The organism is Dethiosulfovibrio salsuginis (assembly GCF_900177735.1).
GTDB lineage: Bacteria > Synergistota > Synergistia > Synergistales > Dethiosulfovibrionaceae > Dethiosulfovibrio > Dethiosulfovibrio salsuginis.
The window spans coordinates 18,328-34,488 of sequence record NZ_FXBB01000010.1 but is presented as its reverse complement, the minus strand read 5'-3'; the positions used below and the strand labels follow the sequence as shown (position 1 = coordinate 34,488).

Annotated in this window: 14 protein-coding genes; all 14 read left to right on the top strand. The window is 50.8% G+C overall.

Annotation, left to right across the window (positions count from 1 at the left end; genetic code table 11):
• Positions 1 to 3: 3 nt before the first annotated feature.
• The 14 genes from mreB (at position 4) to rsmI (ending at position 16,161) form a co-directional block, all read left to right on the top strand.
• Positions 4 to 1,053, top strand: a complete 1,050-nt coding sequence (gene mreB / locus B9Y55_RS05230) for a rod shape-determining protein (RefSeq protein ID WP_085544319.1) — start codon at positions 4 to 6, stop codon at positions 1,051 to 1,053.
• Positions 1,054 to 1,077: 24 nt separating this feature from the next.
• Positions 1,078 to 1,854: a rod shape-determining protein MreC gene (mreC, locus tag B9Y55_RS05225; RefSeq protein WP_159448241.1), complete on the top strand. Its 777-nt coding sequence runs from the start codon at positions 1,078 to 1,080 to the stop codon at positions 1,852 to 1,854.
• 11 nt (positions 1,855 to 1,865) lie between these two features.
• On the top strand, positions 1,866 to 2,321 hold the full coding sequence (locus tag B9Y55_RS05220) for a hypothetical protein (RefSeq protein ID WP_159448240.1): 456 nt from the start codon (positions 1,866 to 1,868) through the stop codon (positions 2,319 to 2,321).
• Positions 2,314 to 4,083, top strand: a complete 1,770-nt coding sequence (mrdA, locus tag B9Y55_RS05215) for a penicillin-binding protein 2 (protein WP_085544316.1) — start codon at positions 2,314 to 2,316, stop codon at positions 4,081 to 4,083. Before B9Y55_RS05220 ends, mrdA begins: the two co-directional genes overlap by 8 nt.
• 32 nt (positions 4,084 to 4,115) lie before the next feature.
• Positions 4,116 to 4,790, top strand: a complete 675-nt coding sequence (gene minC, locus B9Y55_RS05210; RefSeq protein WP_143340818.1) for a septum site-determining protein MinC — start codon at positions 4,116 to 4,118, stop codon at positions 4,788 to 4,790.
• 27 nt (positions 4,791 to 4,817) lie between these two features.
• Positions 4,818 to 5,621: a septum site-determining protein MinD gene (gene minD / locus B9Y55_RS05205; RefSeq protein WP_085544314.1), complete on the top strand. Its 804-nt coding sequence runs from the start codon at positions 4,818 to 4,820 to the stop codon at positions 5,619 to 5,621.
• A gap of 10 nt (positions 5,622 to 5,631) precedes the next feature.
• Positions 5,632 to 5,907: a cell division topological specificity factor MinE gene (minE, locus tag B9Y55_RS05200; protein WP_085544313.1), complete on the top strand. Its 276-nt coding sequence runs from the start codon at positions 5,632 to 5,634 to the stop codon at positions 5,905 to 5,907.
• Positions 5,900 to 7,021, top strand: coding sequence for a rod shape-determining protein RodA (gene rodA, locus B9Y55_RS05195; RefSeq protein ID WP_085544312.1), 1,122 nt, complete (start codon positions 5,900 to 5,902; stop codon positions 7,019 to 7,021). Before minE ends, rodA begins: the two co-directional genes overlap by 8 nt.
• Before the next feature lie 258 nt (positions 7,022 to 7,279).
• Positions 7,280 to 9,106 (top strand): TIGR03960 family B12-binding radical SAM protein, encoded by a 1,827-nt coding sequence (locus tag B9Y55_RS05190; protein WP_085544351.1) that lies wholly within the window; start codon positions 7,280 to 7,282, stop codon positions 9,104 to 9,106.
• Positions 9,099 to 9,722, top strand: a complete 624-nt coding sequence (locus tag B9Y55_RS05185) for a TIGR03936 family radical SAM-associated protein (protein WP_159448239.1) — start codon at positions 9,099 to 9,101, stop codon at positions 9,720 to 9,722. The genes B9Y55_RS05190 and B9Y55_RS05185 overlap by 8 nt, the downstream gene beginning before the upstream one ends.
• 14 nt (positions 9,723 to 9,736) lie before the next feature.
• Positions 9,737 to 11,233, top strand: coding sequence for an Rne/Rng family ribonuclease (locus B9Y55_RS05180; protein ID WP_085544310.1), 1,497 nt, complete (start codon positions 9,737 to 9,739; stop codon positions 11,231 to 11,233).
• Positions 11,214 to 14,624 carry a chromosome segregation protein SMC gene (gene smc, locus B9Y55_RS05175; RefSeq protein WP_085544309.1) on the top strand — a complete coding sequence of 1,137 codons (3,411 nt, stop codon included), beginning with the start codon at positions 11,214 to 11,216 and terminating at the stop codon, positions 14,622 to 14,624. The genes B9Y55_RS05180 and smc overlap by 20 nt, the downstream gene beginning before the upstream one ends.
• The gene (locus B9Y55_RS05170) at positions 14,621 to 15,361 is read left to right on the top strand and encodes a tRNA1(Val) (adenine(37)-N6)-methyltransferase (protein WP_085544308.1); all 741 of its coding nucleotides are present in this window, start codon (positions 14,621 to 14,623) and stop codon (positions 15,359 to 15,361) included. The genes smc and B9Y55_RS05170 overlap by 4 nt, the downstream gene beginning before the upstream one ends.
• Positions 15,352 to 16,161 (top strand): 16S rRNA (cytidine(1402)-2'-O)-methyltransferase, encoded by an 810-nt coding sequence (gene rsmI / locus B9Y55_RS05165; RefSeq protein WP_085544307.1) that lies wholly within the window; start codon positions 15,352 to 15,354, stop codon positions 16,159 to 16,161. The genes B9Y55_RS05170 and rsmI overlap by 10 nt, the downstream gene beginning before the upstream one ends.

The following is a 16,161-nucleotide window of genomic DNA, read 5'->3' as shown; positions in this document are numbered from 1 at the left end:
CAGGTGGGTTTTTTTTCTGGTTTTCTTGGAAACGATGTGGGCATCGATCTAGGTACATCCAACGTGGTGGTATATCAGAGCGGTAAGGGGATAGTCATAGACGAGCCCTCTGCTGTCGCGGTTAGGAAGAAAAAAAAGGGCGGCCAGCTAGAGGTTATCGCTTTCGGCCATGAGGCCAAGGCCATGATGGGAAAAACCCCTACAGGGGTTTCCACGATAAAACCGTTGAAAGACGGGGTAATAGCTAACTTCGATATGACCGAGGCTATCATAAGACACTTTTTACAGCTGACCGGAGGAAGAGGGGTAAAGTCCCGTCCAAGGGTGGTAATCTCCGTTCCTGCAAAGGTAACTGAGGTCGAAAAGAAGGCGGTCATAGACGCTACCTTAGGTGCTGGTGCTAGAGAAGCCTACGTCGTAGACGAGCCTATCGCATCCGCCCTCGGCGCAGGTCTTCCTATTCAGGATCCGAGGGGCAGCATGGTCTTGGATATCGGAGGAGGTACCAGTGAAGTCGCGGTGCTCTCTCTCGGTGGAATTGTGGTAAATAACTCCCTCAGAGCGGCCGGAGACGACATGGACGAGGCCATTATCGCCATGCTCCGGCAGAAACACGCCATATTGATAGGGGAGACTACCGCGGAAAACATAAAGATAAGCATCGGGTCGGCCATACCTCTGGATAATGAGATAGACGTAGAGGTCAAAGGTAGAGACCTTGCGGACGGACTTCCTAAGGTAACCACTGTATCCTCCGTAGAGATAAGGGAGGCCCTGGATCCTTTGATCTCAAGGGTAGAGGACATGGTTAAAGTCGCTTTAGAGCAGACTCCTCCTGAGCTTTCAAAGGATATTGTGGATCAGGGAATCGTCCTAACCGGCGGTGTCTGTCAGATAAAAGGGCTGGCATCGAGATTTTCAAGGGCTCTGAACGCCCCTGTTATTCTGGCTGACGATCCTCTCCATTCTGTGGCCAACGGCGTTGGGAAAATATTGGAGGATCTCAGTGCCATGAGGAAAGTCCTCATGTCGGTGGAAAAAGGAAGCCGATAGGCCCCAAAGAGAAGGAAGATGCCGATGGAGAACCGACAGCCACAGATCATCTCTGGGTTATGCGCCGTGGCCCTGGGATTGCTCCTTACCCTAAGTACCGGTAGCGAGACTATCGTAAAACTCATGGGGCAAATAGGAGGTATTCTGGAATTTATCGAAAGACCAGGGATCTTTATTAGAGAGACCTACATAGGAGCTCAAGGTTGGATAAAGGAACGAGACCACGTTTTAGCCCACCTGGAGAAACTGGAACGGGAAAACGACGGTCTCTTTCTGGCGCTGCATATGAAAGAAGCTCTAGACGTAAGGGAGTCGGTACTATCCTCCACGAAGGACTCTATGGTCGATCTTCGTCTCCCTTTAAGTTGGTGGGACAGACTCAGGATAAATAAAGGCGGCATAGATGGGGTCTCCCCTGGGGATCCGGTGCTCCAGGATGGCTTTCTCATAGGGAGGGTTGCCTCGGTTGAGACCTCTCGCTCTTGGGTCAGTCTTATAAGCTCTACAGGAGAGATGATACCTGTGGTTATAAGAGAGACGAGAGACGTTGGGGTTATTACAGGAGATGGTACGGGATCTCTGTGGCTGAGGTATATTCCCGACGGAAGTCAGATAAAAGAGGGAATGACCCTTGATACAGCCCTTATCGGGGAGTCCATACCGGCGGGAATTCCCGTCGGTTCTCTCAGTGGAGTGACCAGGGAGAGCGATCACGGAATAACCGAGTACAAGGTTATACCTGGAGGCTCCCTATCTCGAATATACGGCGTCAGGGTTTTCCGTCGAGAAAGTGATGAGTAAACATGATTTTCGTGTTTTTAGCTTTTTGGTATCTCCAAAACCTGCTACAGGTTGCCTTCGCAGGTTGGGCTTTAGCTCCAGATCTGTTCTTTTTGTCGATATTTTCAAAAGGTCTTACCGACGAGAAACACTACGATAGATACCTTTGGGGATGTTTTTTAGGGGGGCTGCTCTGGGATTTCCGTTGGACCGGAATACCTGGTTTTTCAGCTTCTCTTTATGGAGGGCTATTTATGGTTTTCAGGCTAGTATGGATGATTATCCCTAAAGAGGGAAGGATCCCCATCCTTTTCCTGGGAGTATCCTCTTCCGCCTTATGTATCTCGGCGATACTCCGTGTGACGCTTTTTTACAGCGGACGGGCGGTTATCGGTTCAGCGATGATGATGTTTCTCGCTTCGGCAGCACTCTCCATCGTCATCTCCTGGATATATTACAGTCAGTTCTACAGGAAACAAGATGTTTGACGATAGGTCTATAACCGACAGCCGTTTGCGCTTCTTGAGATTTATATCCGCCGGTTCCCTTGTGCTCCTCCTGGCCGCTTTGTTTCATTTTCAGGTCTTTCAATCGGACAGATACGTTCAGTTGGCTATTTCAAATAAGCTAAGGGTCATGAGGATACCTCCTGTTAGAGGGGAAATCTACGACACGAACATGGTGTCTTTGGCGAGTAACGTCCTAACCTTTGACATAGTCGGTTATCCCCTTGATCTGAAAAAGGAAGGCGTATTAGAGGGCTTTGCCTCCCTTCTAGGTCGTCATGGTATCCCTCTTACCGAGGGAGATCTAGAGAAAAGGATGAAAGATCAGTACGTCGCTCCCTACCGTTCTGTGGTCCTGTTAAAAAACCTTACCCTAGCCCAGATGACCGATCTGACCTCCGACGGTGACTTTCCCTCTCAGATATTCCACCTTCCTGTATGGAGGAGAATTTACCCTGTTGGCTCTCTTTTGTGCCATGCCCTTGGATATGTGGGAGAGATATCCGACAGAGAGTTGCAGTCCATGGGTGAAGGAGGAGCCAGGTCCAGGTATATAGGTGGAGACGTTATCGGCAAAGGTGGAGTCGAGAGGTTTTACGAGGATCGCCTTCAGGGATACCCCGGTTTTCAGGTGATAGAGGTGGACGCCAGAGGTCGTTTTGTCCGATCCATATCCAGCAGAAAACCGGTTCCCGGTGAGGACTTAGTTTTAACCGTAGATCTAGGGGCCCAGCGATTGGCGGCGGAGGTTATGGGCGAAAAAAGAGGCTCAATAATAGCTATGGAGATAGCTACCGGTGAGATAAAGGTCCTTTTTTCAAGCCCCACATTTGACGTCAACCCTCTCTCCTGGGGGGTGGCCGGTAAGGAATGGCGAGATCTCATTAACGACAAGGACAAGCCGATGATCAACAGGGCTATCGCCGGTCTTTACGCTCCTGGTTCGGTCTACAAGAGCGTCATAGCCTATGCCGCCCTTGCTGAAGGAGCCGTTAATCCCAGGACCACCTACTTTTGTTCTGGCAGTTACGAGCTTGGCAATCAGGTATTTCGTTGCCACAGAAGCTGGGGCCACGGTAATGTAAACGTAATAGAGGCCCTAAGGGACTCCTGCGATGTCTACTTCTACGAAGTGGGGCAGAAAGTGGGCATAGATAACCTGATAAAATGGGGAAAGCTTTTCGGCATAGGCGAGTTGACCGGTATCGACCTGCCTGGAGAATTGGCAGGAACGGCGGCGGGAAGGGAATGGAAGGAAAAAAGATTTGGAGAGAGATGGTATAAAGGGGATACGGTTAACTATTCCATAGGACAGGGATTTCTCCTTATGACCCCAATTCAGATACTACGGCAGTTTGGCGTTGTCGCATCGGGCAAAATATCACGGCCTCATCTTTTAAAAGGTATCTCGGAGGAGCCTGTGGACGTCGGACTGGATCCCGAGATTTTGGGCATAATACAAAGAGGTATGGACGCCGTCGTCTCTTCCGGTGGAACCGGAAGGAGAGCCGCAATTTTTGGGGTGTCTATAGCGGGAAAGACCAGTACGGTACAGAACTCCCATGGGGATGACCATGCCGCTTTTGCCGGTTACGCTCCGGCGGAAAACCCTAAGTACGTGGCCATAGCCTACGTCGAGGCTGGGCTTCACGGCAGTACCGCCGCCGCTCCTTTAGTCGGAGAAATTCTCGCCTATCTGGTAAAACACGACGGAGGTTCTGTAACACAGAGTCAGCCTAAATGAAGGGAGGTGAACCTGCTAATAACGTGTAGCAGGTGGCAGTTTTGACAAATAAACAGACTGGTGCCGTTTTGCTTAAGGGAAGTGGAAACGGCTTGAGACTGATAATCCCCGACGATGTCCCAATCGATAAGGTCATCGAAGACGCTCGCTTGCTTCTGAAAGAAGCCTCTGCTATGGTCTCCGGTATGGATATAATAGTCGATACCGGAACTCGCCCTGTCGATGAACAGGAGCTGGTCTTTCTCCTCCAGCGTTTGATCTGGGGAGAATCCCTCAAGGTTTCTTTCTGGAGGTGCGAAAACTCAGCTGCAAGGGATTTGATCTCCAATAGCGGCTTCAAGTTAGAGTTTCCTCCTGCTCAGATAGACTCTCAAGATTATGACGCTCTAGTTATAGACAGGTCCCTTCGATCAGGGCAGAGAATATCCCATCCTGGAGATGTGCTAGTGATGGGAAACGTCCACGACGGAGCCGAAGTCTCGGCAACCGGAAACGTATGCGTCTTTGGCCGTCTTTCAGGTGTTGTCCACGCAGGGGCGGACGGAGATGACAGACGTTTTATAACCGCCGATAACTTTAACGCCAGACAGATCAGGATAGGCAATAAGGTAAGCAACGACGTAGATCTCTCCGATCATAGTTGGTGGGGCAGACCGGTGATAATCTCCGTAGAGAGAGGTTCTTTCCAGATAACCGAAAGAAAATAATTATATTTTTGATAGGGGATGTGGCTTTTGGACGCAAGGGTGATAGTTGTTACTTCAGGTAAGGGAGGGGTTGGCAAGACAACTACTACCGCCAACGTCTCTATGGCCCTGGCTAAAAGGGGATATAAAGTCGTAGCGGTAGACGCCGACATAGGTCTCAGAAATTTGGACGTTATCCTGGGGTTGGAGAATCGTATACTGTACAACCTGGTGGACGTGGTGGAGGGAACCTGCTCTTTAAGGCAGGCTATGGTTAAAGACAAAAGGGTAGAAGGTCTTTACATGCTCCCCGCCGCCCAGACTAGGACCAAGGACTCTGTGTTGCCGGATCAGATGAAATCTCTATGCGATGAGCTCAAAAAAGACTTTGATTTTGTGGTGCTGGACAGTCCTGCAGGCATAGAGGGAGGTTTCCAGAACGCCGCCGCCGGTGCTAGAGAAGCTCTGGTAGTGACCACCCCTGACGTCTCCGCCGTAAGGGACGCCGATCGCATTATAGGGATGTTAGAGTCTCTCGGAAAAATGCCAATAAAATTGATAGTAAACAGGATAAGGCCTCAGATGGTTCAAAAGGGCGATATGCTATCGGTAAGCGATGTGCTCGATATCCTTGCGGTTGATCTGGCCGGTATAGTGCCGGAGGACGAATCGGTGGTAACCTCCTCCAACAGAGGAGAACCTCTGACTCTAGGGGATGAATCTCCTGCCGCTAAAGCTTTCGCAAACATAGCTGGCCGTATCGTAGGCGAGGAAATACCTTTTATGGAGATGGAGCACCTCTCTAAAGGCGGCATTCTGGACGGCTTCCGAAAGCTGTTTTTAAGGAAGTAGGGATAAATCGATGACTTTTTTAGATACAATATTTGGGAAGAAAAAATCCCAGTCCGTCGCTAAGGAAAGGCTTCAACTGGTTTTGATCCACGATAGATCAGACATATCCCCAGAGGTCATGGAGCGACTCAGGAAGGACCTTATATCGGTTATATCGTCCTATATGGACGTAGACACGGAAAACATAGAGATGGATTTCGACAGGGAGGGTAAAAAAGTCGCTCTAGTGGCTAATATACCTGTTACCTGCATGAAAAGGACTAAAAGAGGGGGAGATGATGTCTGAGGAGAGAGGCTCTTCGGTCGGACTTCTCCGAGCCATCGATATACCCCTCATCATAGCGGTTTTGGCCTTGACCTCTATAGGCATTATGTCCATATACAGTGCCGCATCGGGAGTTAACGTCAGCGGCTTGGCTCTCGCCCGTCGCCAGCTGGTCTGGGGCGGGCTTTCCCTTTTGATTTCCCTCTTGATAGTAAAAATTGGATATAGGTCTATCGTTAAATCAAGCTACATTCTCTACGGGGTTCTAATACTTTTTCTCCTGTTTATGATGGTTCAAGGAGAGGTCTCAAAGGGAGCTCTTAGATGGCTTTCTGTCGGGCCAATCAGAATACAGCCCTCTGAGCCAGGTAAAATACTGCTATCTTTGTTTCTCGCTAAGTTTATGGCCTACAAAGAGATGACCGACCTAATCGACTTCGCCAAGGTCTGGGCCCTCGGCGGTTTATCCGCCTTTCTGATACTGATACAGCCCGATTTAGGGACCTCTTTGGTCTATTTCACCGTGATCTTTTCCGCCTTGATAGTGGGAGGAGCCAGAAAAAGACATCTGTTAGGGCTTATAGGAATTGGGCTAGCTATATTGCCCTTTGCTTGGCACGGATTGAAATCCTACCAAAAACAGAGGTTGCTGGTTTTTATTAACCCAGAGTCCGACCCACTCGGTGCGGGCTATAACGTCATACAGTCCCGAATAGCGGTAGGATCCGGCTCTCTCTGGGGAAAGGGTTTTATGAACGGTACTCAGAGCAAGTTAAAATTTCTCCCAGAGCCTCACACCGATTTTATCTTCAGTGTCTTTTCCGAGGAGTGGGGGTTCTTGGGATGTCTTTTAGTCCTTGCCCTGTTCGCTTTCGTCATGTGGAGAATGATCTCCATAGCGATAAAAAGCAAAGACCGTAGAGGTAAGGTACTAGTAGGTGCCTTGACTGGATGGATCTGGTTTCAAACCGTGGAGTCGGTCGGAATGAGCATAGGACTTCTTCCTGTTACCGGTGCTCCCCTTCCCTTTTTGAGCTACGGCGGAAGTGCCCTTGTGTCGGTCTTTATCGCCATAGGTCTGGTTATCAGCGTGGGGTTGACCGACGAAATGGAGAGGAATCAATACGATACATAAAGGATCTCTAGAAAATCTGATCCTCGGAGAGATCGTTCCGACGGAGCCTAGATCCCGTATGCTGTAGTACGAATGGGGCGACAGGAGGTCGCCCCAAGCCGAGGGGCCACAGGACGTGCCCTCTGAGGCGGTTCGTACGTAACAGGCAGGTCGAGTATACGATTGGGCCAGGGCGTAGGCGGGACGGTCTCTCCGAGGGGACTCAACGGTGAGTTTTTAGAGGTTCCCTATAGATGATGGATGATGGGAGCTAATTTTATGGTTTTTAAAGAATGGAACGACCGGAGATGGGACGCTATGGCTTCGGTCAGTCGTCCCTCTCGTTACGCCGGAGGAGAATGGGGGAAGATCGCCCCTAAAGAAAGCCCTTCTCTGAGGATGTGCCTATGTTTCCCCGATGTGTACGAGGTCGGAATGAGCTACCTTGGGTTTCAGCTTTTATACGACATGATAAAAAAAATAGACGAAATTGACGTGGAAAGAGCTTATTGCCCATGGATAGACATGGAAAAAGAGATGAGACACAGAGGCGTTCAGCTTGGGTCTCTGGAAAGCGATCGATCTTTAAGCGATTTTGACGTTGTCGGTTTTACGCTCCAGTACGAACTCTCCTTTACCAATATACTGACGATGTTGGATCTCGGGGACATCCCCTTAAAATCGGCGGACAGAGGGGATAGCGTCCCTCTGGTTATAGCTGGAGGTCCAGGGGCCCTCTCTCCGGAGCCTATCTCCGATTTCGTAGACCTATTCTGCTTAGGCGACGGAGAGGCTATGTTGCCCGATCTGCTGCTCATGCTTTCTGAGACCAAAGGAATGAACAGACAGGACCGGCTCAAATTGGCCTCCGAGATACCGGGGGTCTACGCACCTTCCGTCCTGAACTGGGAATTCTCCCCTCTGGGGGCGTCTTTTTCCGGTATTTCCGCCCCTTTTCGTCGGGTAATAGCCCCTGATATGGACTCTATCTGTCCCGACTCGGCTATAGTCCCTTCCTCGAGCATACTTCACGATCGTATCGCCGTCGAGCTTTTCAGAGGATGCTCCAGAGGATGTAGGTTCTGTCAGGCGGGAATGATATACAGGCCTATAAGGGAAAGGTCTCCCCAAAAGGTGGTGGAGACCGTAAGCCGTCTAGCGGACTCCACCGGATGGGACGAGATCAGCTTGGTATCTCTGGCTAGCTGTGACTATCCCCATATAGAGGAGACTATCATGGCTTTAAAGCCTCTTATGGAGGAAAAGGACATGAAACTCAGCCTCCCTAGTCTCAGAATGGACAACTTCTCCCTCTCTCTCGCCTCCGGTCTCGACGTGATGAAAAAAAGCGGTCTGACCTTAGCTCCAGAGGGAGGGACCCAGAGAATAAGGGACGTCATAAACAAAGGGGTTTCGGAGGAGAACGTAGAAGAGTCTATTCGATCAGCCTTCGATCACGGCTGGGAGAGAATGAAGCTTTATTTCATGATGGGCCTTCCTACTGAGACCTACGACGATCTAAAGGGGATTATAGACATCGCGGAGAGAGCTGTAGCCATAGGAAGATCTATGAAGAGGAGAGCGGACATAAACGTCTCGGTAGCCGGGTTTGTCCCTAAACCTCATACTCCTTTTCAATGGGAGCCTCAGGACAGCATGGAGAGTTTCAGGGATAAGGGAAGATGGCTGAAGAGTAGGGTTAAAAATAGAAAGATATCCCTTAAATATCACGAGCCATCTCAGTCTTTCATAGAAGGGGTTATGGCAAGAGGGGATCGCAGGCTTGGCGAGGTTATTGATAGAGCGTGGAAAATCGGAGCTAGATTCGACGGTTGGTCCGAGACCTTTAACCTATCCATCTGGCAACAGGCCTTCTCCGACTGTTCTGTGGACCCAGCTTGGTATGCCAACAGGGAGAGACCTAAGGACGAGGGCTTTCCCTGGGATCACATAGACTGCGGGGTTACCAGGGAGTTTTTGTGGAGGGAAAGGGAGAAATCTAAGTTAGAGGCCCTTACCGTCGACTGTCGAGAGGGCTCCTGCTCCTGCTGTGGATGGCAGTCCAACGGCTGTAACTGGTATCATGGAGGTAAACAAAATGGCTAGAGTCAGGATGCTTTTCTCAAAAAGAGGTCCCTTTTGCTTTATCCGCCACGTCGACCTGCCTCAGATCCTCTCTAGATCGGCCAGACGGGCGGGTATGGCGATAGACCAGACGGAAGGTTTTTCTCCCCACCCTAAAATATCCCTTGGCCCAGCCCTTCCTGTAGGGGTAGTCGCCTGCGCTGAGCCTGGGGAGATATGGTTTTCAAACTGGAACCCAGAGGACCTGGACCGTTTTAACTCCTGCCTGCCTGAAGGGCTATCGGTTCTGGCCTGGGAAGAGGTCGAGGGAAAGGCGCTTAACAAGCTATGCGATGCGGGGGAATATCTGGTAAGGCCCCAGAAGGAGGCTGTTTTCAGGGATTTAGTCCAGCTTTTGGAGAACAAAGATCCCTGGGACGGCTTGCTTTATAGCTGGCTTCCTACGTCCACCGAGGTCAAACTGACTATCGGCGACCCCTCCCAAAACGGTCCTGGAAAAATTGTGAAAGCCCTTGTAGGGGAGAATATCATACAGGGATGGACCGATATCCGTATTGCCAGACTTTCGGTAGGCCTTTGGGATGGGGACTCTAAATCGGTAAAACATTTGATCTCATCCTATTCTGGTGGTATTTAGAGAGGTGTTTAATTTTGTCCTCAGAGGATAAAGATATAAGGATACTGGCGAATACCCTTGATCCCGAAGAAATGAGGGTAGCCATAGTTGAAGGTGAAAGGCTCAGAGAGCTTTTCATCGAGAGAATGTGGGAGCGGCAGAAGAGCGGAGAGATATACAAAGCCCGTGTAGAAAGCGTCTTGCCTGGGATGAACGCCTCTTTTGTAAACTTAGGTGACGGGAGAAACGCTTTTTTGTATCTCAACGATGCCCGAGGACACGAGCTAAAGCCTGGAGGGGATATAGTAGTTCAGGTCACCAAAACCGCCAGAAAAAACAAAGGTGCTAGGGTAACCACCAGATTATCTCTACCTGGGAGGTATCTTGTGTTGGTCCCAGGGTCCCAGGATGTAGGTGTATCTAAGAGAATAGAGAGAGACGAGGAGAGATTGAGGCTAAGGTCCATAGCCAAAGAGCTAGCCAAAAGGGAATCGGTGGGAGTTATCGTCAGGACCGCGGCGGAAGGGGCGGAACTGGACGTTCTGGAGTCCGATTTTTCCGCACTTCTCGACCTCTGGAAGGATATAGAGAAAAACTCGGCTAAACAGTCCTCTCCCTGTCTTATATACAGGGACCTTGGCCTTACCGGCAGGGTTCTGAGGGACGAGTTCAGCGAGAGGGTTTTTGAGATTGTAACCGATAACGAAGAGGAACGGTCGAAGGTGGAAGAATGGCTTGAGCGATACTCCGGAGGGATCGACTGTCCCGTCTCCGTTCACCGGGGAAATGTCCCTGTCTTCGAGCTCTACGGTCTGGAAAAGGAGATAGAGGCCGCTCTGGATCAGAAGGTATGGCTAAAGTCAGGGGCCTATCTTGTGATTGAGCAGACCGAGGCCCTGACGGTGGTGGACGTAAACACCGGAAAATTTGTCGGTCACTCCGATCTGAGAAACACCGTTTTTCAGACAAACCTGGAGGCGGCGGAGGAGATAGCCTGGCAACTGAGGCTCAGAGCGATCGGAGGGATAGTTGTCGTCGATTTTATAGACATGGACTATCAGGAAGATCGAAAAGCTCTTGTTCAGAGGATGGAGGAGCTTTTTGCCAACGACCGTTGCAGGACAAAGGTTTTCGGTGTCACTCATCTTGGTTTGGTGGAGATAACCAGAAAGAGGGCCAGGGCGGACATCCGGTCTATCTTAACCAGAAGCTGCCCGTTCTGTGGTACCCCCTCCAGGGTACTCAAAGAGGACTCCGTGGCGATTATCGTAAAGAAATTTGTGAGAAAGATATGTAATTCAAGTAGATCCGAGTCCCTAATGCTGGAGCTTAACTCTCGGATGGGGGAGTATCTTTCGGAGACCTACCTCTCCCAGTGGGAAGAGCTATTTGAGAGAACGATAGCTCTAAGGTGCTCCGATAGCATGGGATGGGACAAATTCAGGCTGGATTTTCAGGGAGACCTAGAGGCACTGGAGAGAAGGATATGTCAGCTCCAGAAGGAGGGATTCGTTGTTTATAGCACGAATTAAACTCAAAAACTTTAAAAGCTTTGGAGGTGCTCACGACCTACCTCTTTCTCCGGGGTTTACCGCCATCGTTGGCCCTAACGGAAGCGGCAAAAGCAATATTTTGGACGGCCTTAGGTGGGGACTGGGAGACAGCAACGGGTCCAGGCTCAGGATAACCAGGCAATCGGACCTGCTGTTTCAGGGGACCGCTCTCCAAAAACCGGCGAAAGCAGCGGAGGTTCTCCTCGAGTTTTCCGATGGGGAGGGAAAGACCTCGGTGAAAAGAAAATTCTCCGAGGAGGCCGGTGCCCTTACCTACGTCGACGGGATAAAATGCAGAATTCAGGATCTCCAGGAGACAAAACACCGGTATCATCTGGACGGAGATAGATTTGCCTTTATCGGCCAGGGAGATGTCACCGATGCCATCAGCCAGAGACCTATGGAGCGTCGCAACCAGCTGGAGGAGCTATTCGGTATAAACATATACCGAAAAAAAAGGGACGAAGCCCTGTCGAAAGTCAGCTCTGCGGAGCAGGAACTGGCCCGTCTTTACTCCCTCGTGGCGGAGCTTGAGACTCGCCGCCGCCAGATAGCTTCGGCGGTGGAGATCGCCAGGAAAGCGGTCGCACTGGAAAAAGACCTGTCTGAGACCAGAGGGCGATGGTATCACCTCCGTCGTAGAGCTTTGGAGGAAAACCTGGAGGAACTGAGGAGAAAGGCATCCTACTCCCGCCGCGATTCTGAGAACAGGTTGAGCTGGAAGATCGTCTGGGAGCAGAACCTATCGAAGGTAAAAAGCGGAGCTAAAGAGATAGAGCTCCGTAAATCGGTATCAAAGCAGGAACTGGCGGAAGCGGAAAAAGAGCTGGAGGACCTGAGAAGACAGGTTTTCGAGATAGAGACTTCCTTGAGGTTAGAGGAGGAGCGCCTTGGAACCACCGAAGAGTCAGCCAGGTCTCTCTCCTCCACGGTAGAGGACCTTGAGGTAAAGGTAAAAAAATATTCCCTAGAGGACAAAGACATTTCCTCTCAGGTAAGCAAAATAGCCGGAGAGATCGAGGCACTGGAGATCCGCCACCGGGCCTTGATTGAGGAAAAAGAGGCAAAGGAGCAGGACAGGATCGACTGTCTCCAGCGCCAGGGGGAGATAAAGTCTTATCTCGAAAGAGCTAGAGCCACGGAAAAGGCTCTGGGATCCACCGAATCGGAGAGGCTTCCTCTTATCGAGAAAATGGATAATGAGTTGAAAGCCGCTGAGGCTGAGATAGGAAATCTTGCTCTTGAAGAGGCTAAAGTTCAAAAGATACTTAATCAAGCGATCAAAGAGCGTAAAGACGCCGACGATAAGTGTAAAGACCTAGGTACCAGACTACAGCCACTGAGGAAGGATATCTACCGTAAAGAATCGGAGATAGACAGGGTTAACGCCTCTTCCTCCGAGGAAGGATACCCCAGGCCTGTGGTCCATCTGCTATCCGCTGCGGACCTAGGCAAGCTTACCTTTAGGCCTACCCCTGTGGTCGAGGCGTTCCAATGTCCTGGCGACCTGGCGATCGCAGTCGAAGCTGCCCTAGGAGGCCGACAGTTCTGGTTGTTGGCCCAATCTTTATCCGACGCTCAGGACGGCATAGAGGAGCTAAAAAGGGCCAAAGCCGGAAGGGCAACCTACCTCACTTTAGATAGAGCTAGGCCGAGAAGGCCGAAAGATGGGGTCGTCCTGCCGGATAAAGGGGTCGTCGGTTGGGCTATAGACCTAGTCTCGGTTCAGGATATCTGGAGGCCAGCCCTCGAACACCTGATAGGAGATCTCCTAATCGTAGAGAGCTACGGAGTAGGAGCCTCTATGGTCGCAGGAGGATATTCTATGCCTATCGTTACCCTTGAGGGAGAGGTTTTTTCCCCCGGTGGGACCGTCAGTGGAGGAGGCAACCGCAGACCTGGCGGGGTGATACAGGCCAGAGCTCAGCAGAGGGAGCTCGACGAATCCCTCAAAAAACTGAAAAAAGAGCTTCTATCCCTGGAAAGCTCCCTGAAAAAATGGGAGCAGGAAGAGGCCTCTAAGGCGACTGATGTCCAGGCCCTCTCCCTGGATCTTCAAAGGATTCAGGCCCAAAAAGCCCAGTGGGAGAGGTCTCTCTCCGATATCGAGAGGGACAAAAAGCTCTTTTTGGCGGAAAACAAAGCCATAGAGGGTAAAAAAGAATCTCTCTTAAAGGAGATAAAGTCTCACGAAGAGGCATTGGCGAAAGAGGAAGAGAGGCTTCTCTCTATCTCCATTCCCGAGGACGGAGAGATAGATTCTCTTTTATCAAATCTTAGACTGGATCTCGTCATCTGGAACGAGAGGGCTAAAGTATCGATAGAACGTCTTGAAGGGGCTACCAAAGACCTGGAAAAGGCGAAAAACGATCTTTCCTCCTGCACCGTCACTCTTTTAAACTTGAAAAACCGAAGGGATAGTCAGCGTGAGGCTTTAAAAAAGCTAAACGATCAGGTCGCCATCGCCGAAGAGGTAAAAAAAATCAAGCTATCCGAGCTGGCAGAGGCGGAAAAGGGAAACAGCAAAATAGAAAAATCCCTGGACATATGCTCTCGTCGATTTGCCTTGGCCTGCGACAGGCTCGACGAAGGAGAGAAAACCGTCGTCTGGATCGAACAAAAGCTGGAGAGGGAAAAATCCCGTCTAGACGATATAATCGCCTCCTGGGAGAGCAAATACCCCTATCCTGGACCTTCTCTCGATTATCCAAGGTCCTCGGAGGAGGAGGAGAGAAGGCTCAAACACCTTGAGAGCTCCCTTGCCCAGATAGGCGATTTCGACAGAGGGGCTATCTCCGAGGATTCCTCTTTGTCCGAAAGGATAGGCTACTACGGCGAACAGACCCAGGACGTATCGTCGGGAATAGACGAACTTCGAGCTTTGATAGAGGAAACCGATCGTCAGGCAGGCAGTCTTTTCGGCGATGCACTGGATAAAATAGACTTAAGGTTTAACGGCCTGTTCCAGAGGCTCTTTGGTGGAGGGGAGGCTCACCTGAAGATACAGGGCGAAGGAGGGCTATGGGACTCAGGCGTGGAGATTATAGCCAGGCCTCCTGGAAAAGTCTCCGCTTACCTCGCTCAGCTTTCCGGAGGAGAGCAGACCCTGACCGCCCTCTCGCTGCTCTTTGCCTCTATGGAGGTGGCCCAGGTTCCTCTTGCGGTCCTGGACGAGGTCGACGCTGCCCTCGACGAGGTTAACCTAGGTAGGTTTGCGGATATAGTGGCCGATTACTCCTCCTCTTTGCAGATAATAGCCATGACCCACCGTAGGCAGACCATGGAAAGGGCGGACGTCATGTACGGAGTCACCATGTCCGAGCCGGGATTATCCCAGGTAGTAGGCGTAAAGCTGGAGGACTGGAAATGACCTCCGAGAGAACGATCGACGAGCTAAAAGGGACGAGATTAACCTTAATTCAACCTCGTAAGGGGTTCAGGGTCAACGTCGACACCATACTCCTCGCGGGGTTTACCAAGGTCAAGCATGGAGAAAAGGTCTGCGAGCTAGGCTGTGCTCACGGAGCGGTATCCCTTATCCTAGGTGGGCGTACTTCCGTTCAGGTTACAGGGCTGGATATTCAGGCCGACCTTATAGAGATGGCTACGGAAAACGCCGCTCTCAATGGCCTATCCCAAAAGGTATCCTTTCTGCACCATGATCTGCGATTCGTGGATCAGGCGTTACCCCCTCAGGGCTTTGACGTAGTGGTATCCAACCCTCCCTACGGGGATCCCGAAAGACATCGCCAGGGGATAAGAGAAGGGGAGATTATGGCTCGCCACGGAATTCTATGCTCTTTAGACGATATAGGGCGATCCTTCGGCTACCTGCTCAAGCACGGAGGCCGTGGCTACACCGTCTTTACCGCCGAGAGGATGGTCGGCCTTATGGAGTCTATGAGAAAAAACGGCTTAGAGCCTAAAGCGGTCCTTCCGGTCTATCCCAGGGACGACAAAGAGGGCTCGGTTTTCCTGATGAAGTCCATAAAAGGAGCGGCCCCTGGACTTAGGTTATTGCCGCCTCTATTTATAGGGGATTGTAGCGGTAATTCCACCGAGAAGCTGCTTTCATACTACACCGTGGAGGGATGTCCATGCCCTTAATAGTCATACCGACCCCAGTGGGAAACCTGTCCGACATAACCATTAGGGGGCTTGAGGAACTGCGCAGAGCGGATATTATAGCCTGTGAGGACACCAGACATACGGGGATACTTCTCAAAAAGTACGACATATCCTGTAAGCTGATTTCCTGTCACCAGCACAACGAGATAGCCAGAGCCGACGAGATAATGTCCTACCTGTCTCAGGGAAAAAACGTGGCTCTGGTCTCCGACGCCGGAACTCCCGGCGTCTCAGACCCAGGCTATCAGGTAATCAAAAGGGCCATCGAGGATGGATTCGTAGTCGACGTCCTTCCAGGACCTACCGCCGTTATACCGGCGATTCTCATGTCCGGTCTCGACCCTCAGCCTTTCACCTTCTTCGGATTTCTGCCCGATAAAAAAGGCGAAAGGGAACAGGTACTAGGTAACCTGAAAGACAGTCCCTGGACCACCGTTTTTTACGTCTCCCCCCATAAGATATCCCGACATATAGAGTCTATGCTGGAGGTCTTTGGCGACAGAAAAGCCGCTCTGGTAAGGGAGATCAGCAAAATCCATCAAGAAGCTCTTCGTGGGACCTTTACGGAGATACTTCATAAGGTGGAGGAGGGCTTAAAAGGAGAGATAGTCTTAGTCGTAGAAGGCTCTAACCGATCGGACCAGGGTAGGGACTGGGAAGAGCAGGCTCAGAGACTTCTGGAGGCTGGCCTCTCCCACAGGGATATAGTGTCTGTCCTTAGCGACACCATGGGAGTACCTAAAAACAGATCTAAAAAATGGCTTTTAGACAGAAAATAG